This is a genomic window from Streptomyces sp. NPDC047002 (genome assembly GCF_040704505.1).
GTDB lineage: Bacteria > Actinomycetota > Actinomycetes > Streptomycetales > Streptomycetaceae > Streptomyces.
Map to the genome: position 1 here is coordinate 113,001 of NZ_JBEYWC010000016.1, position 23,576 is coordinate 136,576.

The 23,576-nt window shown below is 74.6% G+C and carries 22 protein-coding genes and 1 pseudogene; 8 read left to right on the forward strand and 15 right to left on the reverse strand.

Annotation, left to right across the window (positions count from 1 at the left end):
- The first annotated feature begins 177 nt into the window (after window positions 1-177).
- The 4 genes from AB0910_RS17270 to AB0910_RS17285 are packed head-to-tail and all read left to right on the forward strand — an operon-like array spanning window position 178 to window position 4,505.
- Window positions 178-1,512: a sugar ABC transporter substrate-binding protein gene (locus AB0910_RS17270; protein ID WP_366745435.1), complete on the forward strand. Its 1,335-nt coding sequence runs from the start codon at window positions 178-180 to the stop codon at window positions 1,510-1,512.
- A complete protein-coding gene (locus tag AB0910_RS17275; RefSeq protein ID WP_366745436.1) occupies window positions 1,509-2,498 on the forward strand; it encodes a sugar ABC transporter permease in 990 nt (329 codons plus the stop codon). Before AB0910_RS17270 ends, AB0910_RS17275 begins: the two co-directional genes overlap by 4 nt.
- Window positions 2,495-3,427: a carbohydrate ABC transporter permease gene (locus tag AB0910_RS17280; RefSeq protein WP_366745437.1), complete on the forward strand. Its 933-nt coding sequence runs from the start codon at window positions 2,495-2,497 to the stop codon at window positions 3,425-3,427. Before AB0910_RS17275 ends, AB0910_RS17280 begins: the two co-directional genes overlap by 4 nt.
- 49 nt (window positions 3,428-3,476) lie before the next feature.
- A complete protein-coding gene (locus AB0910_RS17285) occupies window positions 3,477-4,505 on the forward strand; it encodes a hydroxyacid dehydrogenase (RefSeq protein ID WP_366745438.1) in 1,029 nt (342 codons plus the stop codon).
- 144 nt (window positions 4,506-4,649) lie between these two features.
- On the opposite strand, the gene groL is transcribed toward AB0910_RS17285, so the two are convergent.
- The 3 genes and pseudogenes from groL to AB0910_RS17300 all read right to left on the reverse strand — a co-directional run.
- Window positions 4,650-6,272 (reverse strand): chaperonin GroEL, encoded by a 1,623-nt coding sequence (gene groL / locus AB0910_RS17290; protein WP_366745439.1) that lies wholly within the window; start codon window positions 6,270-6,272, stop codon window positions 4,650-4,652.
- 95 nt (window positions 6,273-6,367) lie between these two features.
- Window positions 6,368-6,676, reverse strand: a complete 309-nt coding sequence (gene groES / locus AB0910_RS17295; RefSeq protein WP_023539274.1) for a co-chaperone GroES — start codon at window positions 6,674-6,676, stop codon at window positions 6,368-6,370.
- Window positions 6,677-7,026: 350 nt separating this feature from the next.
- Window positions 7,027-7,743 (reverse strand): annotated as a pseudogene (locus tag AB0910_RS17300) (polysaccharide deacetylase family protein); the annotation flags it as partial.
- A gap of 797 nt (window positions 7,744-8,540) precedes the next feature.
- Here AB0910_RS17300 and AB0910_RS17305 point away from each other — a divergent pair.
- Window positions 8,541-9,737, forward strand: coding sequence for a class I SAM-dependent methyltransferase (locus AB0910_RS17305; protein ID WP_366745440.1), 1,197 nt, complete (start codon window positions 8,541-8,543; stop codon window positions 9,735-9,737).
- A gap of 13 nt (window positions 9,738-9,750) precedes the next feature.
- Here AB0910_RS17305 and AB0910_RS17310 read toward each other — a convergent pair whose 3' ends face one another.
- Entirely contained in the window at window positions 9,751-10,614 is an 864-nt protein-coding gene (locus tag AB0910_RS17310; RefSeq protein ID WP_366745441.1) for a TetR/AcrR family transcriptional regulator, read from the reverse strand.
- Between the two features lie 139 nt (window positions 10,615-10,753).
- Between AB0910_RS17310 and AB0910_RS17315 the strand changes: the two genes are divergently transcribed.
- Window positions 10,754-12,640: a right-handed parallel beta-helix repeat-containing protein gene (locus AB0910_RS17315; RefSeq protein WP_366745442.1), complete on the forward strand. Its 1,887-nt coding sequence runs from the start codon at window positions 10,754-10,756 to the stop codon at window positions 12,638-12,640.
- Here the strand turns inward: AB0910_RS17315 and AB0910_RS17320 are convergent.
- From AB0910_RS17320 to tsaB, 5 genes are all read right to left on the reverse strand, one after another.
- On the reverse strand, window positions 12,601-12,975 hold the full coding sequence (locus tag AB0910_RS17320) for a hypothetical protein (protein WP_366745443.1): 375 nt from the start codon (window positions 12,973-12,975) through the stop codon (window positions 12,601-12,603). The two genes, AB0910_RS17315 and AB0910_RS17320, sit on opposite strands and share 40 nt — an antisense overlap.
- 342 nt (window positions 12,976-13,317) lie before the next feature.
- Window positions 13,318-13,599, reverse strand: a complete 282-nt coding sequence (locus AB0910_RS17325) for a hypothetical protein (RefSeq protein ID WP_366745444.1) — start codon at window positions 13,597-13,599, stop codon at window positions 13,318-13,320.
- Window positions 13,599-14,723, reverse strand: a complete 1,125-nt coding sequence (gene tsaD / locus AB0910_RS17330) for a tRNA (adenosine(37)-N6)-threonylcarbamoyltransferase complex transferase subunit TsaD (RefSeq protein WP_366745445.1) — start codon at window positions 14,721-14,723, stop codon at window positions 13,599-13,601. Before tsaD ends, AB0910_RS17325 begins: the two co-directional genes overlap by 1 nt.
- Window positions 14,707-15,261, reverse strand: coding sequence for a ribosomal protein S18-alanine N-acetyltransferase (gene rimI, locus AB0910_RS17335; RefSeq protein WP_366745458.1), 555 nt, complete (start codon window positions 15,259-15,261; stop codon window positions 14,707-14,709). Before rimI ends, tsaD begins: the two co-directional genes overlap by 17 nt.
- Window positions 15,262-15,290: 29 nt before the next feature.
- A complete protein-coding gene (gene tsaB / locus AB0910_RS17340) occupies window positions 15,291-15,962 on the reverse strand; it encodes a tRNA (adenosine(37)-N6)-threonylcarbamoyltransferase complex dimerization subunit type 1 TsaB (protein ID WP_366745446.1) in 672 nt (223 codons plus the stop codon).
- A 135-nt stretch (window positions 15,963-16,097) separates the two neighbouring features.
- Between tsaB and AB0910_RS17345 the strand changes: the two genes are divergently transcribed.
- Complete coding sequence (locus tag AB0910_RS17345) at window positions 16,098-16,652, forward strand: hypothetical protein (protein ID WP_366745447.1); 555 nt, start codon at window positions 16,098-16,100, stop codon at window positions 16,650-16,652.
- Window positions 16,653-16,760: 108 nt separating this feature from the next.
- Here AB0910_RS17345 and AB0910_RS17350 read toward each other — a convergent pair whose 3' ends face one another.
- The 6 genes from AB0910_RS17350 to AB0910_RS17375 all read right to left on the reverse strand — a co-directional run bounded on the left by AB0910_RS17350 (window position 16,761) and on the right by AB0910_RS17375 (window position 22,396).
- Window positions 16,761-17,009: a hypothetical protein gene (locus tag AB0910_RS17350; RefSeq protein ID WP_366745448.1), complete on the reverse strand. Its 249-nt coding sequence runs from the start codon at window positions 17,007-17,009 to the stop codon at window positions 16,761-16,763.
- A 149-nt stretch (window positions 17,010-17,158) separates the two neighbouring features.
- Window positions 17,159-17,731 (reverse strand): tRNA (adenosine(37)-N6)-threonylcarbamoyltransferase complex ATPase subunit type 1 TsaE, encoded by a 573-nt coding sequence (gene tsaE / locus AB0910_RS17355; RefSeq protein WP_366745449.1) that lies wholly within the window; start codon window positions 17,729-17,731, stop codon window positions 17,159-17,161.
- Complete coding sequence (locus AB0910_RS17360) at window positions 17,700-18,926, reverse strand: alpha/beta hydrolase (RefSeq protein ID WP_366745459.1); 1,227 nt, start codon at window positions 18,924-18,926, stop codon at window positions 17,700-17,702. The genes tsaE and AB0910_RS17360 overlap by 32 nt, the downstream gene beginning before the upstream one ends.
- 65 nt (window positions 18,927-18,991) lie before the next feature.
- A complete protein-coding gene (gene alr / locus AB0910_RS17365) occupies window positions 18,992-20,155 on the reverse strand; it encodes an alanine racemase (protein WP_366745450.1) in 1,164 nt (387 codons plus the stop codon).
- A 64-nt stretch (window positions 20,156-20,219) separates the two neighbouring features.
- The gene (locus AB0910_RS17370) at window positions 20,220-21,587 is read right to left on the reverse strand and encodes an MFS transporter (RefSeq protein WP_366745451.1); all 1,368 of its coding nucleotides are present in this window, start codon (window positions 21,585-21,587) and stop codon (window positions 20,220-20,222) included.
- Window positions 21,584-22,396, reverse strand: coding sequence for a FadR/GntR family transcriptional regulator (locus AB0910_RS17375; protein WP_366745452.1), 813 nt, complete (start codon window positions 22,394-22,396; stop codon window positions 21,584-21,586). Before AB0910_RS17375 ends, AB0910_RS17370 begins: the two co-directional genes overlap by 4 nt.
- Window positions 22,397-22,699: 303 nt before the next feature.
- Between AB0910_RS17375 and AB0910_RS17380 the strand changes: the two genes are divergently transcribed.
- Window positions 22,700-23,449, forward strand: coding sequence for an SDR family oxidoreductase (locus tag AB0910_RS17380; protein ID WP_366745453.1), 750 nt, complete (start codon window positions 22,700-22,702; stop codon window positions 23,447-23,449).
- Window positions 23,450-23,576: the final 127 nt, after the last annotated feature.

Consider the following 23,576-nt stretch of genomic DNA (forward strand, 5'->3'; position numbering starts at 1 on the left):
CGGGCCCGCGGGACTTCGGGCCCCGGGACTTCGGGCCCCCGGGGCTCCAGGCCCGCGAGGCTCCAGACCCGGACTTCGCTCATTTTTCGATCATTCAATCTTTCGCTCTTGACTTCGCTCACGGCGGCTCGAAGTATCGCCGCGACCGCCTGTCCCCCGACGAAGAGGAGCAGCGCCGTGAGCCGCAGCTGGTCCCGGTCCCTGCGAGCAGCCGTGGGAGCCGCCACCGCGTTCGTCTCGCTCGCCGTGCTCACGGCGTGCGGCGGCGCGGCGCAGGCCCCCGCGGAAGGCACGCCCGAGCACCCCGTCACCGTCACCTTCTGGGCCTGGACCAAGGGGTCCCAGCAGGTCGCCGACGCGTTCAACGCCACCCACGACACCGTCAAGGTGAAGTTCGAGGAGATACCCTCAGGCGGCCTCGGCGGCTACCCGAAGATCGCCAACGCCGTGAAGGCGGGCATCGCGCCCGACGTGCTGTCCATCGAGTACCCCTCGCTCGCCCGGTTCGTCAGCCAGGGCTCGCTCCAGGACATCAGCCGCTACCTGACCCCCGCGGTGAAGAAGCAGTTCCTCCCCCAGACCGTCCAGCTGACGACGATGGGCGGCAGGAACTGGGCCGTGCCCTCCGACGCCTCGCCGCAGATCTTCTACTACCGCAAGGACTTCTTCACCCGGCACCACATCCCGCTGCCGCGGACGTGGGCCGAGTTCCGCACCGCGGCGCAGCAGGTGAAGAGGGCCGCGCCCGACACCCGTATCGCCACGTTCTTCCCCGACGACCCGACGTTCTTCCAGACCATGGCCTGGCAGGCGGGCGCCGCGTGGTTCAGCACGCGCAACGGCGCCTGGCGGGTGGACACCACCGACCCGGCGACCCGCAAGGTCGCCGCCTACTGGCAGGGCATGATCGACGACAGGCTCGTCAGCACCGCGCCCTCCTACAGCCCCGAGTGGACCGCCTCGCTGAAGGCCGGCACCACCGTCGGCTACCTGGGCGCCTCCTGGGGCGCCGGCACCCTCGCCGGCCTCGTGCCCGAGGAGAAGGGCGCATGGGCGGCGATGCAGATGCCCAGCTGGGACGCGGCCCACCCGAGCGTCGGCATGAGCCAGGGCTCCACCTTCGCCGTCTCCAAGAACAGCAAGAAGACGGCCGCCGCCATGACGTTCATCCTCTGGATGGCGACCTCCCCCGACTCCGTGAGGGCCCGGGTCGGCGCGAGCACCTCCACCGCCCTGCCCGCCGCGACCGCGCTCGTGCCCGTCGCCCGCAAGGCCATCGACACCGGCTTCTACGGCGGCCAGGACCTGTACGGCCTGTACGCGAAGGCCGGCGCGACGATCGACCCGCACTGGCTGTGGGGCCCGACCGCCGCGGCCGACAACACCCTCAGGGACCAGCTCCACGGGGTCATCGGCGGCAGCACCACCCTGCCGCGCGCCCTCACCACCACGCAGAGCGCCACCGTGGCCGCCCTGCGCAAGAGCGGTCTGAAGGTCGAGGACGCCTCATGAGCACCGAAACCGGCACAGGAGCCGGCGCCACAGCCGCCGCCCGGGGCGTCAGGGACGCCCGCGGCACCGCCCCCGCGGCCCGGTCCGCGCGCCGCCGCGGCGCCCGGCGCACCGGCCTCGCCGCCGGAGTGCTGCTCACCCCCTTCTTCGCCCTGTTCACCGTGGCGATGCTGATCCCCGTGGGCTACGCGCTCTGGCTGAGCCTGTTCACCCAGAAGCTGTCGGGGCTCGGCTTCGACGGCCCGCGCGACGTCTTCGACGGCCTCGGCAACTACGCCGACACCCTCTCCGACGCCGCGTTCCGCGACGGCTTCCGGGTGCTCGGCGGCTATGTCCTCCTCTACATCCCGGTCATGGTCGGCGGGGCGCTCGTCCTCGCGCTGCTGCTGGACACCGCGCTGGCCCGCGCCCGGCGCCTCTTCCAGCTCGCGCTGTTCCTTCCGCACGCCATCCCCGGCCTGATCGCCGCCCTGATCTGGGTGTACCTCTACACGCCAGGACTCAGCCCGGTCGTCGCGGCGATGCACTCGGGCGGCATCGGATTCGACTTCTTCTCCTCGGGCGGAGCGCTCCCCTCCGTCGTCAACATCGCCCTGTGGGAGTGGCTCGGCTACAACGTCGTCATCTTCTACGCCGCCCTCCAGGCCGTGGACCGCTCCCTGCTGGAGGCGGCCGCAGTCGACGGCGCGGGCGACTGGCGCACCGCCTTCAGCATCAAGCTCCCCCTCATCCGCTCCTCCGTCTTCCTCGTGCTGCTGTTCACGGTCATCGGCTCGCTCCAGCTGTTCACCGAGCCACTGCTGCTGTCGAACTCCGGGTCCGCCGTCACCAGCGCCTGGACGCCCACCATGTACGCCTACGCCGAGGCGTTCCAGCTGAACGACTACGGGCGGGCCGCCGCCGCTTCCGTCCTCATCGCCCTGATCGCGGCCGTGCTCTCCTTCGCCGTCACCCGCGTCGCCCACCGGAAGGGAGCCCCGGCATGACCACTCCGCTCATCGCCGACCCGGCCGAGCGCCCCGCCCCCGGCGCCAGGACCCGCGCCGCCCGCAGGCCGGTGCCCACCGGGCGCTCCACCGGCGGCCGCTGGACCTCGCGCGCCGCCGTGAACGCGCTGCTCGCCATCGCCGCCGCCTACACCCTCTTCCCGCTCGTCTGGCTGGTCACGGCCGCCACCAAGGACGCGGGGAACATCCTCGGCGGCAACGTCTTCTCCTTTGAGGGCTTCGACTTCGGGCACAACCTGTCGAGCCTGGCGACCTACGACGGCGGCATCTACTTCCGCTGGTACGGCAACTCGCTCCTGTACGCGGGGCTCGGGGCGCTCGGCTGCTCGCTCGTCAGCGTCGCGGCCGGCTACGCCTTCGACAAGTACCGCTTCCGGGGCAAGGAGAAGCTGTTCGCCGTCGTCCTGCTCGGCGTGCTGCTGCCCTCCACGGCGCTCTCCCTGCCGCTGTACCTGCTCGCGGTCACGACCCACACCGTCAACACCTACTGGTCGGTGCTGATCCCCGTCCTGGTCAACCCCTTCGGGGTCTACCTCTCCCGCATCTTCAGCGCGGGCTACATCCCCGACGAGGCGCTCGAAGCCGCCCGTATCGACGGGGCGGGCGAGCTGCGGGTCTTCTGGTCGATCGGGCTGCGCATGGTCATGCCCGGCTTCGTGACCGTCTTCCTCTTCCAGTTCACGGCGATCTGGAACAACTTCTTCCTCCCCCTCGTGATGCTGTCCGACAAGAGGCTCTATCCGCTGAGCCTCGGCCTGTACAACTGGCACAGCAACGCCAACGCGACGCCCGACTTCTATCCGATGGTCGTCTCGGGCTCGCTGCTCGCCGTCCTCCCCCTGATCGTCGCCTTCGTCACCCTGCAACGGCACTGGAAGGCCGGTCTGACCGCGGGCAGCGTCAAGTAGCCCGCCGGCCCCCGGCCCCGCACCCCCATCGAGGAGTACGAGACCCACCATGCACGACGCCACTGACAACCGCCCCGCCGCGCTGCTCGCGATGGCACCTGGCGTCGCCGGCCGGCTGTTCACGGCCGCGCAGCAGAAACGGCTCACCGGGCTCGTCCGCACCGATCCCGCCCTGGTCGCCGACGACTTCACGGCGCCCAGGCCGGCGCTCGCCGCCGCGCTCGCCGAGGCCGAGATCCTGCTGACGTGCTGGGGCGTGCCGCCGCTGACCGGGTCCGTGCTCGCGGCCGCGCCCCGGCTGCGCGCGGTGGTGCACGCGGCGGGCACGGTGAAGCACTTCGTCACCGGCGCCTGCTGGGAGCGCGGCATCGCGGTCAGCTCGGCCGCCGCCGCCAACGCGCTGCCGGTCGCCGAGTACACGCTCGCGGCGATCCTCTTCTCCGGCAAGGGCGTCCTCGGCGCGGCCCGCGGCTACCGCGCGCTGCGCGCGCCGCACGACTGGCACGGCGAGCTGATCGACGCGGGCAACTACGGCCGCACGGTCGGCATCGTCGGCGCGTCCAGGATCGGGCGGCGGGTCATCGAGCTGCTGCGCCCGTTCGACCTGCGGGTCCTGCTGTACGACCCGTACGTGGACGCGGCGGGGGCCGCGGCGCTCGGCGCCGAGTCGGCGGGCCTCGACGAGCTGTGCGCGCGCAGCTCGGTGGTGTCCGTGCACGCGCCCCAGCTCCCGGCGACCCGGCATCTGATCGGGGCGCCGCAGCTCGCCGCGATGGCGGACGGGTCGACGCTGGTCAACACCGCGCGCGGCTCGCTGATCGACGAGGACGCGCTCCTGCCCGAGCTGGTCTCTGGCCGCCTGCACGCGGTGCTCGACGTGACGGACCCGGAGCTCCCGCCGCCCGACTCACCGCTGTACGACCTGCCGAACGTCCTGCTCACCCCCCATGTCGCGGGCTCGCTCGGCAACGAGACCCACCGCATGGCCGAGCACGCGCTCGACGAGGTGGAGCGCTTCGTGAGGGGCGAGCCCTTCGCCGAGCCCGTGCTGCCCGGCGCGCTCGACCGGTCGGCGTAGGGTCGCGCGCCCGCGCGGGGCGTCCCTGATTCCCCGTGCCTCCTCCCGTACCACGGGAACGGGCGGGGCCCGGCACCGTCCGCAGTGCGGAGGGTGCCGGGCCCCGCCCGGCGTGTGCCGCGGCGCGGTGCGCCGTGCGCGGTGTCAGTGCGCGTGCCCGTGGCCCGCGGCCGCCGGCTCCTCCTCCTCGGCCGGCTTCTCGACGACCAGGGTCTCGGTCGTCAGGAGCAGCGAGGCGATGGAGGCGGCGTTCTCCAGGGCGGAGCGCGTCACCTTGACCGGGTCGATGACGCCGGCCTTGACCAGGTCGACGTACTCGCCGGTGGCGGCGTTGAAGCCGTTGCCCTTGTCGAGCTCGGCCACCTTGGAGGTGATGACGTAGCCCTCAAGGCCCGCGTTCTCGGCGATCCAGCGCAGCGGCTCGACGACGGCGCGGCGGACGACGGCGACGCCGGTGGCCTCGTCGCCCTCCTTGCCGAGGCTGCCGTCGAGGACCTTGCCCGCGTGGACGAGCGCGGAGCCACCGCCGGAGACGATGCCCTCCTCGACCGCGGCGCGGGTCGCGGAGATCGCGTCCTCCAGGCGGTGCTTCTTCTCCTTGAGCTCCACCTCGGTGGCCGCGCCGACGCGGATCACGCAGACGCCGCCGGCCAGCTTCGCGAGGCGCTCCTGGAGCTTCTCGCGGTCCCAGTCGGAGTCGGTGGTCTCGATCTCGGCCTTGATCTGGTTGACGCGGCCCGTCACGTCGGCGCTGTTGCCGCCGCCGTCGACGATGGTCGTGTCGTCCTTGGTGACCGTGACGCGGCGGGCGGTGCCCAGCACGTCGAGGCCGGCCTGGTCGAGCTTGAGGCCGACCTCCTCGGCGATGACGGTCGCGCCCGTGAGGGTGGCGATGTCGCCGAGCATGGCCTTGCGGCGGTCGCCGAAGCCGGGGGCCTTGACGGCCACCGCGTTGAACGTGCCGCGGATCTTGTTGACGACGAGGGTCGAGAGGGCCTCGCCCTCGACGTCCTCGGCGATGATCAGCAGCGGCTTCGAGCCACCCGCCTGGATGACCTTCTCCAGCAGCGGCAGGAGGTCCTGGATGGAGGAGATCTTGCCCTGGTTGATCAGGATGTACGGGTCCTCGAGGACGGCCTCCATCCGCTCCTGGTCGGTGACCATGTACGGGGAGAGGTAGCCCTTGTCGAAGGCCATGCCCTCGGTGAAGTCCAGTTCGAGACCGAACGTGTTGGACTCCTCGACGGTGATGACACCGTCCTTGCCGACCTTGTCCATCGCCTCGGCGATGAGCTCGCCGACCTGCTGGTCCTGCGCGGAGAGCGCGGCCACGGCGGCGATGTCGGACTTGTCGTCGATGGGGCGCGCGGTGGCCAGGAGGTCCTGGGAGACCGCGGCGACGGCGGCGTCGATGCCGCGCTTGAGCGCGGCGGGGGAGGCGCCGGCCGCGACGTTGCGCAGGCCCTCGCGCACCAGCGCCTGGGCGAGCACCGTGGCGGTGGTGGTGCCGTCACCCGCGATGTCGTTGGTCTTGGTCGCCACCTCCTTCACGAGCTGCGCGCCGAGGTTCTCGTACGGGTCCTCGACCTCGACCTCGCGGGCGATGGTGACGCCGTCGTTGGTGATGGTGGGGGCACCGAACTTCTTGTCGATGACGACGTTGCGGCCCTTGGGGCCGATCGTCACCTTGACCGTGTCGGCCAGCTTGTTGACGCCGCGCTCGAGGGCGCGACGGGCGTCCTCGTCGAACTTCAGGATCTTCGCCATGGGAGCTTCTGTCCTCTCGAACGACCTGCGCCCCCGTCCGCCCGGCGTTCGCAGGGGGGCCAGGGGCGCAGATCAGAAAAGCAATACGGGTGGAGTTACTTCTCGATGATCGCGAGCACGTCGCGAGCCGAGAGGACGAGGTACTCCTCGCCGCTGTACTTCACCTCGGTGCCGCCGTACTTGCTGTACAGAACGACATCGCCGACCGAGACGTCGAGCGGCAGGCGCTCGCCGTTCTCGAAGCGGCCCGGGCCCACGGCAAGGACGACGCCCTCCTGGGGCTTCTCCTTCGCGGTGTCCGGGATGACCAGGCCAGAGGCCGTGGTCTGTTCGGCGTCGAGCGGCTGGACCACGATGCGGTCCTCAAGCGGCTTGATGGCAACCTTGGTGCTGGCGGTCGTCACGATCCGACCTCCCCCTTCGGAGATCTCACGGGGTTGACTGTCTGAGGGTGGCGACCAGGTGGATCCGTCGTCGCGGGTGCCGGACCTGCCCGTCGCGCGTTCTGGCACTCTCACTCGGGGAGTGCCAGAGCCGAGACTATGACCGCGGTTAGCACTCGGTCAAGCGGAGTGCCAGTCGACCTGGCGCGCGGCGCGACGGCCGGGGCGTACGGAGCGGGGCGGCGCGCCCCCGGGGCACGGTATGCCCGCGGGATCCGCCGCGGGCACACCCCGGGCGTGGCGGCGGCCCCGAACGTCCGTCCGGGGCCGCGTGGGCGGGTCGCGCGGCGCGGCGTGTGCCGCGGCCGCGGTCAGACGTAGTCCTCCAGGCGCGCCACGGCGTAGCCCTGGTCCGTGATGCGCTTCAGGAGGTTGCGGATGTTCTCCACCATCGTGGCCTTCCACTCGGAGGGCCCCTGGAAGTGGGTGAGGACGATGTCGCCCGGCTCGAAGTGCTGGGCCTCGTCGCGCCAGTCCATGTGGGTGGGGAACGCCTCGGTCTCCCACAGCGGGAAGGCCTTGATGCCGCAGGACTTGGCGATCCGCAGCGTGTCGCCGTTGTAGTTGCCGTACGGCGGCCTGAACAGCGTCGGCCGCCTGCCGTACTCCTTCGCGAGCTTGTCCTGCTGGCCGCAGATCTCGTGCTCCTGCTGCGCATGGGTGAGGCCGGGGAGGTAGGGGTGGGTCAGGGTGTGGTTGCTGAGGGTGACGCCCGAGGCCTGCACCTTGGTGAAGTAGCCGTAGTCGTCCTTGATCAGGTAGTCGCTGAGGAAGGCGCTGTAGGGGACGTGCAGCTCGGACATCATCGAGATGAAGTCGGGCTCCTTCTCCGAGCCGTCGTCGATCGTGAGGAAGACGACCTTGTCCTTGGTCGGGACGCGGGTGAAGACGGGCGGCAGCCCCTGCTCGCCGCCCTCGGCCTCGAACCCCTTGCGGGTGGGGATCACCGGCTTCACCGCGGGCGGCGGCGGCGCGAGCAGCGGTGGGGTGGCGAGGCCCCACTTCTTCGCCGCCGCGAGGCGGGCCGCCGCGGTCGCCCGCACGCGCGCCGCGTACGAGGCGAGCGCGCCTGCCGCCTCTGCGGGCCGCGTCCCGGCCGCGGGCGCGCCGGGCACCGGCCGCACGGACGGCTTGGCGGCCGGGCGGAGTTCGGGGCTGCGGGACGGGGTCCCCGGGCGGTGGGGGCCGGGCGCGGAGGAGGCGCCGGATGCGGACGGGGCGCCCGATGCGGCGGACGGCGCCGGTGCGGAGGCGGAGGCCGGTGCGGAGGCGGAGGCCGGTGCGGAGGCGGAGGCCGGTGCGGAGGCGGAGGCGGGGGCCGGTGCGGAGGCCGCCGCCGCGTGCGGGCCGGACGGCGCGGCGGATCCGGTGGCGGACGCGCCCGCCGAGGGGCGCACGCCCGCCGGTGCGTACCCGGGTGCCGCGGCGTCCCCGCTCGGCGAGGCGGCGACGCCTGCGGCGCCCGCGATCCCGGGCGCGCCCGCCTTCCCCGCGTCGTTCGCGAGGTCGGCGCCCCCGGCGGAGCAGCCGGAGCCGAGCGCGGCGACGGAGGCGACCGAGGCGGCCAGCAGCGCGGAGGCGACGGCGCGTGCGGGCCGCCCCTGCGCCCGGCCGTCCCGCCCGGGTCTGCGTCTGCGGCGTCCGGCACGCGCGCCTCCGCCCGCTCCACGCGTCCGCTCTTTCATCATTTCTTCCGTTTGTCGTACTAGTCGCATGGCGCCGCATCCTGTCAGCGCCGCGGGCCCGCCCGGCGCAGACACCGCCGCCCGGCGCCCGCACTCCCCCGCCTGGCCGACAGCGCGGCGCACTGCCCGACAATGGGCCGGTGACCGAAGACCCGCCCCGCCTCGCGCCCCTGCTCACCCCGGAGGGCCAGGCCCTGCTCGCCGAGGTGCGCGACCACGACCCGGCACAGGAGCTCGCACTCGCCACCCGGCTGCGCCGCGACCACGACGCCGCCCTGGTCTCCGCGGCGCTCGGGCAGGCGCGGCTGCGGCAGCGCGCGGTGGCGAAGTTCGGCGCCGAGGACGCGCACCGGATGTACTTCACGCCGAACGGCGTCGAGCAGGCCACCCGCACCGCCGTGGCCGCCCACCGCGCGGCGCGCTTCCGCGCACTCGGCGTCGCGCGGGTGACGGACCTGTGCTGTGGGATCGGCGGCGACGCGGTGGAGCTCGCGCGGGCGGGGATCGCCGTCACCGGCGTCGATCTGGACCCGCTGACCTGCGAGATCGCCGAGGCCAACGTGCGCGCCCTGGCTCCGGAAGGGCCGCGTGCCGCCTTCGTGCGCGCCGATGCCACCGCGTACGACACCACCGGCGCCGACGCGCTGTTCGTCGACCCGGCGCGGCGCCGGGGCGCGGGCCGGGTCTTCGACCCCGAGGCGTACGCGCCGCCGCTGTCCTGGGCGCTCGACGCGGTGCGCCGCACGGGCCTCGGCGCGATCAAGATCGCCCCCGGCGTCCCGCACGAGCTGGTCCCCGACGACTTCACCGCCGAGTGGATCTCGTACGAGGGCGACGTGAAGGAGGCGGTCCTCTGGCACACCCCGGACGACCCGGGCCCGCCCCGGCGCGCCACGCTGCTGCCCGCGGGCGCCGCGGTCGCCGACCGCGGCCTGCCCGACCCCCCGGTCCGCGCCCCCGGCCGCTACCTCTACGAGCCGGACGGTGCCGTCATCCGCGCGCACCTCGTCGCCGAGGCCGTCGCCGGCCTGCCGGACGCGGGCCTGCTCGACGCGACGATCGCGTACGTCACCTCGGACATCCGCCAGGAGACGCCGTTCGCGACCTGCTACGAGATCACCGACGTCCTCCCCTTCCACCTCAAGCGCCTCAAGGCGCTGCTGCGGGAGCGCGAGGTGGGCGTTCTGACCGTCAAGAAGCGCGGCTCGGCCGTCGAGCCCGAGGAGCTGCGCAGGAAGCTCAAGCTCAAGGGCCGCAACGAGGCCACGGTCGTCCTCACCCGCACCGCCGGCGCCCCCACCATGCTCCTCGCCCACCGCGCGCCGCGGCCCCACTGACCCCCGGCGCCCGTCAGGCGCCCGACCGCCCGCGGTAGGCGCGCTGGCGGCAGGCCGGGGAGCAGTAGCGGCGGGGGCGGCCCCTGGGGGCGGCAGGCACGGGCGCGCCGCAGACGGCGCAGCCCCCGTCGGCACTGTCGTCGGCGTTACGAAAGGACGCGGCGTTTCCGTCACGGGAGGTGGCGGCGACGAGGGCGGCCACGCCGTCCAGGGTGCGGGCGAGGCCGAAGTCGAAGGGGTCCTCCGGGGCGTCGAAGGCGCCGCTCACGCCGAGGCGGGCGATCGCGGGATACGACGCCATGTGCCCGACCAGCCGGTCCTGCCCGTGCCACCAGCGGGTGTGCGAGACGCCCGACGCGCGCTCCGCCTGGAGCACGTCGTGGACCCTGCGGGCAGCGGAGAGCACGAACCCGGCCAGCAGGTCGACCACGGCCGCGGCCTGCGCGGGCGGGAGGCCGGTGCGCTCGGCGCAGCCGAGTGCGTGGTCGTAGTCGGCGAGGACGTGCGGTCCCGGCAGGCGCCGGCTGCCGTCCGTCGCGGCGAGCCAGGGGTGGCGCAGGTGCAGCTCCCAGTGGGCCACCGCCCACGCTTCGAGGCCCGCACGCCAGTCCTCCCGCGGCTCCTGCCGCTCCCACGCGGGGAGCCCCGCGAAGGCCGCGTCGCGCATCAGCTCCACCAGCTCGGCCCTGCCCGGCACGTGCCGGTAGAGCGCCATGGTGGTGAAGCCGAGGCGTTCGGCGAGGCGCCGCATGGACAGGGCGTCGAGGCCGTCCGCGTCCGCGATCCCGACCGCGGCGGCGACGATCCGCGGCACGGTCAGCCCGCGCCGCTCCCCTGCCCGCGCGAACAGCAGGTCCACCGTGCGCCTCGCGTCCACCCTGCGCGCTCCCCACACTCCCGGCCCGCGCGCCGCGCCCGGTCGGGCCGCGGGCGGTCGACGGCCGCTCCTGACCCCAGTCTATGCTGCACACCAGATGCGTACGCCGTACGCACGCGATGCTCCGGGGGTCTCCGCCATGTACGCTCAGCCCGCGCCCCGCGCGGTCCACTTCCATGTCGCCCCCTGGGGCGACGACGCGGCTCCCGGCACGGCGCAGCGGCCGCTCGCCACCCCGCACGGGGCCCTGCGCGCGGTGCGGGCCGCACTGGCCGGCGCCGACGCGGAGCCGCACCCGGCACCACTCCCCCGCGACATCGTCGTGAGCTACCGCGGCGGCACCTACCGGCCGGCCGAGCCCCTCGTCCTGGGCCCCGCCGACAGCGGGCGCGGCGGAGGCCGCGTGGTCCACCAGCCGTACGGCCACGGCACGGAGCACGCGGAGGACGTCGTCCTGAGCGGCGGGGCGCCCGTCACCGGGTGGGCGCCGGGCCCGGCCGGCACCTGGTGGGCCGAGGTCGGCGAGCGCGCACCGCGCCAGCTGTACGTGGACGGGCGGCGCGCGCCCCGCGCCCGCACCGCGCCTGGCGCGCCCGCGATCCCCGGCACCGTGACGAAAACAGCGACGGGTTACGTCACGGACAGCACGGAGCCGCAGGCGTGGCGCTCCCCCGCCTCGGTCGAGCTGGTCTTCCGGGGCGTGTACCCGTGGACCGAGGCGCGGCTCGCCCTCGCGTCCGTGACCGGGGACGCACACGGCAGCGCCCTCACCCTCGCCGAGCCCGGCCGCTCGCGCGCCGAGGCCCTGTACACGGGCGGGGTCGACGGCGAGGGCCCCGGTGACACGCGGCCAGGCGACGGCGGCGCCGAGCCCTGGGGGCGGCTCGGGCCGCCCACGTACGCGGAGAACAGCCCCAGCTTCCTCACCGAGCCGGGCACCTTCGCGCTCGACACCTCGGTGCCCGGCCGCCACACCCTGCACTATCTGCCGCTGCCCGGCGAGGACCCCGCGCGCGCCGCCTTCACCGTGCCCGTGCTGGAGAGACTGGTCGCCGCGCGGGACGCGCGGTCGGTCACCTTCAGAGGGCTGACGTTCGCGCACGCCGCCTGGCAGCTGCCGAGCGGCCCCGGCGGCTTCCCGCACTACCACGGCAACACCTTCCACGACGGGGGCCCGCTGGAGCGGATCGAGCTGTTCGGCGGTGCGGCGCGCCTCGTGGTGCCGGCCGCGCCCGCGCGCGTGCCGTCCGCCGTCGAGCTGCGGGACTGCGCGGACATGGAGGTGCGCGGGTGCGTCTTCCGGGGCCTCGGCGCCGGCGCCGCCGCCGTGGCGGGCGGCGGTGGCGGGACGGTACTCGCCGAGAACACCGTGGAGGACGCGTCGGGCCCCGGCATCTCCCTCGACCGCGCGGGCGGCGTGCGGGTGTGGGCCAACCTGGTCAGGGACATCGGGCGGGAGTTCCACGGCTGTCCCGCCGTGTGGGTCGCGGACTCGCACGACGTGGTCGTCGCGCGCAACGAGATCCGGGACGTGCCGTACTCGGGGATCGTGGTCCTCGGCGGCGAGCACGCCGCCCGGGTCGAGGTCACGGGGAACCTGGTGCGCCGCAGCATGCTCGTCCTCGCGGACGGCGGCGGCGTCTACCTCGCGGGCCGCCAGGGGGACTCGTACGCGAGCGGGACGGTCGTGCGCGGCAATGTGCTGCTCGACGCCGTCACCCCGTACAACTTCGGCCTCTACCCGGACTTCGGGTGCTCGTGGACGGCGGTCCTCGGCAACGTGGTGCGCGGCGCCCACGCGCCGGTGGCGCTGCGGCCTGTGGTGCCGCTGGCGAACGTCGCCTTCGTCGGCAATGTGTGGGACGCGCGGCCTGCGGGCGACGACGACCCGCCCGCCGGGGTCGTGTACGCGGCCAACACCGTGCTGGGGCCGGGCGCCGAGCCGCCCGCCGACATCGCCGCGGCCGCGGGGCTGCCCGGGGCAGGTCAGCGCGGGTCGTCGAGGTCGGTCAGCTCGTCCGCGTAGATCTGCGACAGGGGCTGGGGGCCCACGTACTGCTGGCAGTTGCACTGCCTGAGCTCGAAGTGGAGGGGCTTCTTGTCCTCGTCCCACTCGGTCGGGACCCGCACGTCCTCATGGCACTTCCCGGCCTTGTCGTGCTTGGCCAGGTGGTGGGTGCAGCCGCAGAGGGCCTCGGGCGGCTTGTGGGACTCCTCGATCGCGAGGCGCCCGTCCTCGGCGAGCTTCAGGCGCTCCATCCGCCGGTCGTGCCTGGTTTTCAGCGCCGACCTTCCGGTGTCCGCGATCCAGCTGAACCCGCCGACCATGAAGAAGACGAATATCCACCAAAACCAGTTCATCCGCCGCCCCTTCACCCGAATGGCGCATGCGTGTCCACTCCAGAATAGGACGGACGAGGTAGGAACGGCCTCAACAAGAGGTGCCTCACGCGTCACGTGCGGGGGCTGCGCCCGCCGCACCGCCCGCGACCTGCGGCGCACCCCTCCCGGGGGCCCTTCGGCGCACGGCCGTGCCCAGTGCAGGACGCCCGGTGCCGCCGTCCGCCGGCAGCCGGGCGGGACGCTCCTTCCGTCTCCCTTCCACGGTGCCACGCGGAGCGGGCGGCCGAAAGGCCGCACGGCGGGAGCCCGGTGCGGGGGTGCGCGGCGGCCGGTCGGGCCGCCGGCGAGGGGCCCGGCCGGTCAGGCGCCGGTCGCGCCGCCGGTCCCCGGCTCGTCGACCGGCTCGAAGCGCCAGCGGTGGACCGGGCGTGCGACGAGGCCGTCCGGCGGTTCGGGGAGTTCGGGCACGGCGGTGTCGTACGTGCCGGGCCACCAGGTCAGCACCAGGACCCGGTCGCCGGGGGCGCGGAACGTCTCGCGGCGCAGCGGCTCGGCGTCCTGGCGCTGGGCGCGGGCCCAGGTGAGCAGCTCGGCGCCCCGGCCCTCCGCCGCCTTCGCCTCCCACATCAGCGTGACCGTCATCAGTGCCCCTCTCCGGCGGTGTGTGCGTGTACGTGCGCGTGCGCGGCGGCGTGGACGGCGCCGTGCGCCGCGTCCGCCGGGACGTGCGTCTCCGTCACCGGCAGGGAGCTGTCGGCCGACAGGTCGAAGGCGGACGCCGAGCGGCCGCGCGCGACCATCTCGGCGCCGAGCGCCGCGACCATCGCACCGTTGTCCGTGCACAGGCCGGGCCTCGGCACCCGCAGGGCGATCCCGGCCCGCGCGCACCGCTCCTGCGCCATGGCGCGCAGCCGGGAGTTGGCCGCGACGCCGCCGCCGATCATCAGATGGTCCACGCCCTCGTCCTTGCAGGCGCGCACGGCCTTGCGGGTCAGCACGTCCACCACGGCCTCCTGGAAGGACGCGGCGACGTCGCGCACCGGCACCTCCTCGCCCGCCGCGCGCTTCGCCTCGATCCAGCGGGCCACGGAGGTCTTGAGCCCGGAGAACGAGAAGTCGTACGCCGCGTCGCGCGGTCCTGTCAGCCCGCGCGGGAACGCGATCGCCGCCGGGTCGCCCTCGCGCGCGAGCCGGTCGATGACCGGGCCGCCGGGGAAGCCGAGCTGGAGCACGCGCGCGATCTTGTCGAACGCCTCGCCCGCCGCGTCGTCGATGGTCGCGCCGAGCGGCCGCACGTCCGCGGTGATGTCCGGCGCGAGCAGCAGCGACGAGTGGCCGCCGCTGACCAGCAGGGCCATCGTCGGCTCCGGCAGCGGGCCGTGTTCGAGCTGGTCGACGCAGATGTGCGAGGCGAGGTGGTTGACGCCGTAGAGCGGCTTGCCGAGCGCGTACGCGTACGCCTTCGCCGCCGACACCCCGACGAGCAGCGCGCCCGCGAGGCCGGGGCCCGCGGTGACGGCGATGCCGTCGAGGTCGCGCGCCGAGACCCCCGCGGTGGCCAGCGCACGCTCGATCGTCGGGACCATCGCCTCCAGGTGGGCGCGCGAGGCGACCTCGGGCACGACGCCGCCGAAGCGCGCGTGCTCGTCGACGCTCGACGCGACGGCGTCGGCCAGCAGGGTCGTGCCGCGCACGATGCCGACGCCGGTCTCGTCGCAGGACGTCTCGATGCCGAGGACGAGTGGTTCGTCAGCCAGCGGAGCCATCAGTGTCCGTTCCTCCCGTGCCCTGCCCCGCACCGCGGCCGGGCCCTGTCTGTGGTGCCGCGCCGGGTTCCGCGGCCGGCGGCGTCTCGCCGGGGGTCTCCTTCATGTCGCGCCGCATCACCAGCGCGTCGACGTTCCCCGGCTGGTAGTAGCCCTTGCGGAAGCCGATCGGCTCGAAGCCGAAACGCGTGTACAGCCGTTGCGCCCTGGTGTTGTCGACCCGTACTTCGAGCAGGACCTCGCTGGACTCGAACGCGGTGGCGTGCCGCAGCAGCTCGGTCAGCAGCCGGGCGCCGAGGCCGCCGCCCCAGTGGTCCACGGCCACGCCGATGGTCTGCACGTCGGCGACGCCGCCGACCGCGGCGAGCCCCGCGTAGCCGACGATCCTGCCGCCCTCGTCGGCGACGACGTAGCGGCGGGTCGCGTACGGGCCGCGCGCGTGCGCGAGCTCCGACCAGAACATGCCGGGCGACCAGGCGTCCTCGGGGAACAGCTCGTCCTCAAGTTCGAGCACGGCTTCCATGTCCCACCAGCGCATCTCGCGCAGCACAGCGGAAGGGGCCTCGCTCACTTCGGGGTGACCACCTTGTAGTTCTTCGGGACCTGCGCGTCCGGGCGGCGCAGGTACAGCGGCAGCGGCGGCAGGAAGCCCGCGGACGCGGACCCCGGACCCGGCCCGGCGAGCAGCTCGGCCGCGAGGGACGCGAGGGCCGCGGCCGACTGGTGCTCGGGGCCGCGGGCGTCGGGGAAGACCTCGGGGTAGAGCAGGGCGCCCGCGCCGACCGCGGGCAGCCCGGCGACCGCGTCGGCCAGGTCGGCGGGCCGGTCGACCGCCGGCTCGGACGCGCGGGTCCGCGCGTCCGCGTAGCGGGCCCAGTAGACCTCCTTGCGGCGGGCGTCCGTGGCGACGACGAACGGCCCCTCGATGCCGGAGGCGTACGCGAGGCCGTCGAGCGAGCACAGGCCGCGCACCGGGACCCCGAGCGCGGAGCCGAAGGCGAGCGCCGTCGCGATGCCGACCCGCAGCCCGGTGTACGGGCCAGGGCCCACGCCCACCACCAGCTCCGTGACGGCGTCGAGCTTCGCGCCCGCCTCGGCGAGCACCCGGTCGACGGCCGGCAGCAGCAGTTCGCCGTGGCGGCGGGCGTCCACGTCGCCGCCGGCCGCGAGGACGGAGGCGCCGTCGTGCAGGGCGACGGTGACGGCGGGGGTTGCGGTGTCGACGGCGAGGAGAAGCACGCGAACAGCCTACGGCCCCGGCGGCGGGGGCCGCGGCGCCCCTGGTCCGCCCGTACCCTGCTGCTACCGTCGGCCGCGCAGCGCGCGTCAAGGCGGAGATACCGCACGCGGGTACGAGAGGTGGCTGAGGAACAGGTGTCACGGAGCAGCTCGGGAATCGTCGCCGGGCTCACGGCCGCAGCGCTGGCCGCGGTCGGGTTCCTCGCCTACCAGGCGTCGGCCAACGTGCCGAGCACTCTGGGCAAGCCCGCGCCGAGCGCCTCGCCCTCGCACGTCGCCAAGGGCCCGCAGCGCCCGCGCCGCGACCCGGCGGCGCTGCCCGCGCACTCCGGGCAGGGCGCGCGGGTCGTCTACGCGCTGAAGGGCGACCGGGTCTGGCTCGTGGACGACGGCGACAAGGTGACGCGGACGTTCACCGTGCGGCCGAGCACGGTCGACCCCGAGCCCGGTTCGTACGCCGTGACCAGCAGGACCGACCGGATCACCGGCTCCGACGGTGTACCCATCGAGCACGTGGTGCTGTTCGCCAAGAACGAGGGCGTGGTCATCGGCTTCAGCTCGGCGCAGGACGGCTCGATGGCGAGCCCCGACCCGTCGAGGAAGACGGGCGGCGTGCGGGCGAAGCTCGCGGACGGGACGGCGCTGTGGAACTTCGCGACCCTCGGCTCGAAGGTCGTCGTCGTCCCCTGACGCGAGCCGTCCCCTGACGCCTGTCGTCCCCTGACGCCTGTCGTCCCCTGACGCCTGTCGTCCCCTGACGTGGAGTGGCGTCCTGGCGTGCAGAGGCGTAGGGCCGGGTCAGCGGGCCGCCGCGCTCGGCACCCGGTGGCGCGCGCGGCGGCCCGAGCGTCCCTCGGGCTCGTCGGCCTCGGCGACCTGGGCGCCCTGCGCGTCCGCTGCGGCGGGCGGCGTGGAGACGGCGGACGCGGCGGCGCAGGACGCCAGCAGGTCGCTCATCGACACACCGCGCGGCGCCGCGGCGCCGTCGTGGCGGGGCAGGGGCGTGGTGCTGCTGGGTGTCCTGGGCTCATGCCGGGGCGCCGTCATGACTGCCTCCTGGGCTCGGGGGCACGCGGGGTTAGGCAGACCTAACCAGTACTGCCGTCCATGGGACCACGGGCGCGGCCGGGCGCGCAACATCTTGCCGACACCATGTCGGCACGTCCGGTGCTTTCCGCACGCGGCGGCCGCACCGGTCAGCCGAGGGCGGCGGCGAGCCCGGCGAGCCCCTGGCCCGCCCAGCGCTCCCCGTACCCGGTGAGGGTGACGAGGCGGCGCCCGTCGTCCTCGGGCGGCAGCGCGCCGACGGTGTCGGCCGTGCCCTCGGCGCCGGTGGCGCGCTCGATGACGACGTGCAGGCGCGCGTCCGACAGCTCCTCGACCTTGTCGTCGCCCCACTCGACCACGACCACGGACTCGGGGAGCGACACGTCGAGGTCGAGGTCCTCCATCTCGTCGAGGCCGCCGTCGAGCCGGTACGCGTCGACGTGGACGAGCGCGGGCCCCGCGGCGAGCGGCGGGTGGACGCGCGCGATCACGAACGTCGGGGAGGTGACGGCGCCCCGCACGCCGAGCCCCTCGCCGATGCCGCGGGTCAGGGTCGTCTTGCCCGCGCCCAGCTCGCCCGTGAGCAGCACGAGGTCGCCGGGGCGCAGCAGCGCGGCGAGCGCCCTGCCGAGCTCGCGGGTGCGCTCGGGGGTGTCGAGGCGGATCTCCGTACGGGGTGCGGGCCGCCCGTCAGCGGCCGGGGTGGGGTGCGGCGCTTCCATGCCCGCCAACGTTACGGCCAAAGCCGGGGGCGCCCGCGCGGTCCAGCAGGCCGGCGAGGTGCCCGGTGACGGCGTCGGGGTGCTCCAGCATCACCAGGTGGCCCGCGCCCTCGATGAGGACGAGCTCCGCGTCGGGCAGCACCTCGGCGATGGCCTCGCTGTGCGAGCTGGGCGTGATCAGGTCGTCGGTGCCCGCGAGGACCAGCGCGGGGGTGTCGGCGAGCACCGCGAGCGCCTCGACCTTGTCGTGGGCGCTGAAGGCCGGGTAGAACTCGGCGACCACGTCGATCGGGGTGCTCTCGATCATCCGCTCGGCGAAGCGCGCGACGGCCGGGTCGACGTCCTGGCCGCCGAAGGAGTAGCGCTTGACGACGCCCGCGTACAGGTCGGCGGTGGCGCGGCGGCCCCTCTCGACCAGGCCTGCCTGGGAGCCGAGGGCCTTGAGCACGCCGGGCAGCACGCGCCGCGCCGCCTGGGCGCCGAGCGCGGGCAGGCCGTACGTGATCTCGCCGAGCCGCCCGCTCGACGTGCCGACGAGGGCGACCCCCGCGACCCGCTCCCTTATGAGCTCGGGGTACTGGTCGGCGAGCGCCATCACCGTCATGCCGCCCATGGAGTGCCCCACCAGGACGAGCGGCCCCTCGGGCGCCGCCGCGTCGATGACGGCCTTCAGGTCGCGGCCGAGCTGGTCGATGGTGACGGGCGCCGCGCCCTGCCCTGCGCCGCGCCCCGAGCGGCCGTGGCTGCGCTGGTCCCAGTGGACCGTGCGGACCCGGCCGCGCAGGGCGGCGCGCTGGAAGTGCCAGGAGTCCTGGTTGAGGCAGTAGCCGTGGCTGAACACGACGGTGGAGGGCGCGCCGGTCCTGCCTGCCAGGGCCGCGCTGTCTGCCGTGCCGCCCTCACCGGGTGCGGCGGTGGCGTCGGCGGGGTCGATCTCGTAGTACAGCTCCGTGCCGTCGTCGGCGAGCGCGCGGCCGGGGGTGCCGCGCAGCGTGCCGTACGGGCCCGCCGTGTCCAGCGCGAGCCGCGCCCTGCGGCGCATGGTGCGGCTGAGGGTGAGCCGGTCGATGGCGACGCCCGCCGCGGCGCTCGCCGCGATCACGCCTATCGCGGCGCCGGCCATGCCCGCCCTGCGCCAGCCGCCCGCGACGGCCGCGGCGGTCCCGGCCGCGGCCGCTGTGGTGGCGTGTGCCACGCCCTGCGCCGCGCTGCCCTCGCTCACGAAACCTCCGCCTTCCGCCGTCCGTTGCCCGCTGCTCGCTACTCGTTGAGATAGACCCGCGGCACGCGGCCGCTGATCCTGGTGACGATCTCGTACGCGATGGTGTCCGACGCCTCGGCCCAGTCCTCGACGGTGGGCTCGCCCGCGTCTCCCGGGCCGAAGAGCACGGCGCGCGCGCCCGGCGGCACGGTGTCGCCGCCGAGGTCGACCACGAACTGGTCCATGGCGACCCGGCCCGCAACCCGCCGCCAGGGTCCGGTGCCGCCGACGCGCACCGGGCCGCGCCCCGAGGCGTGGCGCGGGACGCCGTCCGCGTAGCCGAGCGGCACCAGGCCGAGGGTGGTCTCGCGGTCGGTGTGGTACGTGTGCCCGTAGCTCACGCCGTGGCCCTCGGGGACCCGCTTGACCAGCGCGACGGACGCGGAGAGCGTCATCACGGGCCGTAGCCCGAGGTCGGCCGCGGTGCCGAGCTCAGGGCTCGGCGCGATGCCGTACGTGGCGATCCCGGCGCGCACCAGGTCGAAGTGGGCCTCCGGCAGGGTCAGGGCGGCCGCCGAGTTGGCGATGTGCCGCACCTCCGGCTCGACGCCCGCCTTCTCCGCGTACGCGACCATCTCGCGGAACACGTCGAGCTGGGCGGCGATCGACGGGTGGCCCGGCTCGTCGGCGCAGGCGAAGTGCGACCACAGGCCGGTGACCAGGACCTCGCCCGCGGCCTGCGCGGCGAGCGCGGCGCCGACCAGTTCAGGCCAGTCGGCGGGCTGGCAGCCGTTGCGGCCCAGCCCGGTGTCGGCCTTCAGCTGGATGCGGGCCGCGCAGCCGGTGCGCCGGGCGGCCGCCGTGACCTCGGCCAGCGCCCAGGAGGCGCTGACCGACATGTCGAGCCCGGCCTCGATCCCGGCGTCCCAGGGGTCGCCCGGGGTCCACAGCCAGCACATCAGCGGGCCCTCGTCGCCCGCGGCGCGCAGCGCGAGCGCCTCGTGCGGCGTGGCGGTGCCGAGCCAGTCGGCCCCCGCGGCGCGGGCCGCGCGGGCGACGGGCACCATGCCGTGCCCGTACGCGTCGGACTTGACGACGGCCATCAGCCGCGCGCCGCCGGGGGCGACCCGGGCGCGCAGGGTGCGCACGTTGGCGCGCAGGGCGTCGAGGTCGATCTCGGCACGGGCCCTGACGTGCCGTGAGCTCTGGTGGTCTGCGGTCATCGGGCCAAGTGTCTCAGAACGGACCCCGCGGGTACGCCCCGACCGGCGCCCGCGCCGCGCCGCGCTACCCGCGGTCGGCGGCCCGCTGCTCGGGGGCGGCGTGCCGGTTCGTCGCGGCGCCGAGGCCGACGGCCGTCTGCGGCGCGAGCAGCACGATCAGCAGGACGAGCGGCACGGTCCAGCCGCCCGTCGCCTGGTGCACGGCGCCCAGCGCCAGCGGCCCCGCCGCGGCCAGCAGATAGCCGAAGCACTGGGCCATGCTGGAGAGTTGCGCGGCGTGCCGGGTGTCGGGCGAGCGCAGCACGATGAACAGCATCGCCAGCGAGATCGCCGCTCCCTGGCCGAGGCCGAGCAGGACCATCCACAGGTAGGCGCCGCCGACGGGCGCGGTCGCCATGCCGGCGAAGCCGCCCGCCGTCAGCACGGCGCCGACCGTCGCGAGCAGCCCCGGCCTGATGCCCCGGGCGGCGAGCACCGGGCTGAGGAAGGCGCCCGCGATGCCGAGGAGGCTGGAGAAGGAGAGCATCCAGCCGGCGGTGGACTGGTCCATGCCCGCGTTGGTGAGCATGGTCGGCAGGTAGGCGGCGGCCGCGTAGTACGACAGGGACTGGAGGCCCATGTAGCCGGTGACCAGCCAGGCCACGGGGTGGCTCCACAGGCCGCGCACCGGGTGCTGCGCCGCGCTCGCCCGGCCCGCGGGGATCCGCGTGTGGCGGCGCACCTGCGGCGCCCACACGAGGAGCGCGGCGACGGCGAGCAGTCCCCACAGGGCGAGCGTGGGCCGCCAGCCGAGGGACAGGGCGTGCCCGAGCGGCACGGTGATGCCGGCGGCCAGGGCGGCGCCGCCGAACAGCGACATCGAGTACAGGCCCGTCATCAGGCCGACCCGGTCGGGGAAGTCGCGCTTGATGACGCCGGGCAGCAGGACGTTCGCGACGGCGATGCCCGCGCCGACGACGACGGTCCCCGCGAGCAGCGCGGCCATCGAGGGTATGAGCCGCAGCGCGGTGCCGCAGACGATCGCCGCCATCGTCAGCAGCAGCGCGGGCTCCATGCCGAAGCGGCGGCCGAGGCGCGGCGCGAACGGCGCGAGCAGCCCGAAGCACAGCAGCGGCAGCGTGGTGAGCAGGCCCGCCGTGGTGGCGGACATGCCGGTGTCGGCCCTGACCGTGTCGAGCATCGGCGAGGCCGCGACGATCGCGGGCCGCAGGTTGAGCGCCAGCGCGATGACTCCGACCCCGAGGAACACCCCCGCCCGCACACGCGACGCCCCCGGCCCGGCCGCCGCGCCCGTGGGGCCGCCCGCCCCGGCGGCCCGACCGCCGGCGACGCCTGCGAGCCCGGCGGTCCGACTGTCCCCGACCCCCTCGGGCCCCGGCTCGCCGGTGTCCTCAGGTCCGGTGCCTCCGGCGTTCTGCGAAGCCGTGCTCACGCGTGGTTCCCTTCCTCGTGGCGTGCGCCGCCCTGGCGCCGTGCGGGGTGTGGCGTCGCTGTGGGGCCCGGCGCGCCCGCGGCGGCCGCGTCCCCCGCTTCCGGCAGCGGGTCGGCCTCCTGGAGGGCGCGCAGCGAGCTGACCGAGTCGTCGATGTAGCGGGCGACCGCGGCGGTCGCGGCGTCCGGGGCGCCTGCCTCGATCGCGGCGAGCAGGTCCGCGTGCGAGTCGGCCTGGGAGCGCTGCGGCTCGGGCAGGGGCGCGTCGGCGACCGAGGCGATCGCGCCGCGCAGCCCGTCCGTCAGATGGCTGTACAGGTCGGCCAGCATGCCGTTGTGCGCGGCGTCGACCACGGCGTGGTGGAACGCCACGTCGGCCCGTACGAACGCCTCGGTGTCCCCCGCGCGCCAGGCGGCGCTCCGCTCGGCGAGCGCCGTGCGCAGGGCCGCGAGGTCGCGCTCGTCGCGCCGGGACGCGGCGAGCCGCGCCGCGTCGCGTTCGAGGCACGAGCGCACTTCGAGTGCCTCCAGGTGCCCCGCGCGCCGCAGCCGCCTGTGCAGCGCGGCGCCGAGCGCGTCACAGGCGCGCACATAGGTGCCGTCGCCCTGCCTGGCCTCCAGCATGCCGCTGTGCCCGAGCGCCCGTACGGCCTCCCTGACGGTGTTGCGGCCCACGGCGAGCATCCCGGTCAGCACGGGCTCGGCGGGGATCTTCGTGCCCACCGGCCACTCGCCGGACTCGATCAGGCTCTGCAACTGCTCGATGACCCGGTCGACCAGGCTCGACCGCTCCGTAGCGCGGATCGGCACCCGCGTCCCCTCTCCGTCCCGCGCCCGCGCCGTCTCGACGCCGGCAGACCGCCGAACATCCCATGTTTCCATCGCCGCGAATGAGCCTAACATCCCATGTCTGAGCGCCGTCCGCCGCGGACCCGCACGCCGCCGAGCCGCCCTGCGCCGAGCGCGCCCGTACACGCCCCTGAGCAGCGGGTATCGACGGTGTTTGTGAGGCCACCCACAGGTTGCGTTGGTGCCGCCCGCCTCCCCCTGCCTAGCCTCGTGAAGGGACGTGATCAGACCGATCACCGACGGCGACACGAGGAGGTTCCCGACATGGCCGAGCACGCGCTGCAGAACAAGGTGGCAGTCGTCGGCGGGGGCGAGAAGAACCTGGGCGCCCTGGTCAGCAGGGTGTTCGCCGAGGACGGGGCCAAGGTCGTGGTGCACTACCACACCGGAGAGAAGGAGGCCGAGGAGACCGTCAGGGCCGTCGAGGACGCCGGCGGGCAGGCCGTCGCCGTCCAGGGGGACCTGACGGACGTCGCGCACGTGCGGCACCTCTTCGACACCGCGGTGGACACCTACGGCGGCGTCGACGTCGCCGTGAACACCACGGGGATGGTGCTGCGCAAGCCGATCCTCGAGACCACCGAGGACGACTACGACCGCATGTTCGGCATCAACGCCAAGGCGGGCTACTTCTTCATCCAGGAGGCGGGGCGCCGCCTCAACGACCACGGCAGGATCGTCAGCCTCGGCACGTCGCTGCTGGCCGCCTTCACCGACGGGTACTCCACCTACGCGGGAGGCAAGGCGCCGCTCGAACACGTCACCCGGGCGGCCGCCAAGGAGTTCGCCGACCGGTCCATCTCGGTCAACGTGGTGGCGCCCGGGCCGATGGACACGCCGTTCTTCTACCCCCAGGAGACGCCCGAGCGCGTGGAGTTCCACAAGTCGCAGGCGATGGGCGACCGGCTCACCCGCATCGAGGACGTCGCCCCGCTCATCAGGTTCCTGGCCACGGAGGGCGCGTGGATCACCGGGCAGACGCTGTTCCCCAACGGCGGCTACACCACCCGGTGACCCGCACCGCACGTCCGGCCGCGCCCCTCGGGCCGTCTACTGGCTGACCACCAACGTGTGGACCATGGGCCAGCAGATGTACGTGATCAACCAGAACCCCACCCCGGGCAGCAAGGCGCAGGACGCG

What these genes read in the sequence shown, in the direction of transcription:
- AB0910_RS17275 (WP_366745436.1), top strand. Translation starts at nt 1,509, where the DNA reads ATGAGCACCGAAACCGGCACAGGAGCCGGCGCCACAGCCGCCGCCCGG.
- AB0910_RS17315 (WP_366745442.1), top strand. Translation starts at nt 10,754, where the DNA reads ATGTACGCTCAGCCCGCGCCCCGCGCGGTCCACTTCCATGTCGCCCCC.
- alr (WP_366745450.1), bottom strand. Translation starts at nt 20,155, where the DNA reads ATGACCGCAGACCACCAGAGCTCACGGCACGTCAGGGCCCGTGCCGAG.
- tsaD (WP_366745445.1), bottom strand. Translation starts at nt 14,723, where the DNA reads ATGGCTCCGCTGGCTGACGAACCACTCGTCCTCGGCATCGAGACGTCC.
- AB0910_RS17325 (WP_366745444.1), bottom strand. Translation starts at nt 13,599, where the DNA reads ATGACGGTCACGCTGATGTGGGAGGCGAAGGCGGCGGAGGGCCGGGGC.
- groL (WP_366745439.1), bottom strand. Translation starts at nt 6,272, where the DNA reads ATGGCGAAGATCCTGAAGTTCGACGAGGACGCCCGTCGCGCCCTCGAG.
- AB0910_RS17280 (WP_366745437.1), top strand. Translation starts at nt 2,495, where the DNA reads ATGACCACTCCGCTCATCGCCGACCCGGCCGAGCGCCCCGCCCCCGGC.
- AB0910_RS17380 (WP_366745453.1), top strand. Translation starts at nt 22,700, where the DNA reads ATGGCCGAGCACGCGCTGCAGAACAAGGTGGCAGTCGTCGGCGGGGGC.
- tsaE (WP_366745449.1), bottom strand. Translation starts at nt 17,731, where the DNA reads ATGGAAGCGCCGCACCCCACCCCGGCCGCTGACGGGCGGCCCGCACCC.
- AB0910_RS17350 (WP_366745448.1), bottom strand. Translation starts at nt 17,009, where the DNA reads ATGACGGCGCCCCGGCATGAGCCCAGGACACCCAGCAGCACCACGCCC.
- AB0910_RS17320 (WP_366745443.1), bottom strand. Translation starts at nt 12,975, where the DNA reads ATGAACTGGTTTTGGTGGATATTCGTCTTCTTCATGGTCGGCGGGTTC.
- AB0910_RS17285 (WP_366745438.1), top strand. Translation starts at nt 3,477, where the DNA reads ATGCACGACGCCACTGACAACCGCCCCGCCGCGCTGCTCGCGATGGCA.
- rimI (WP_366745458.1), bottom strand. Translation starts at nt 15,261, where the DNA reads ATGCGCTGGTGGGACATGGAAGCCGTGCTCGAACTTGAGGACGAGCTG.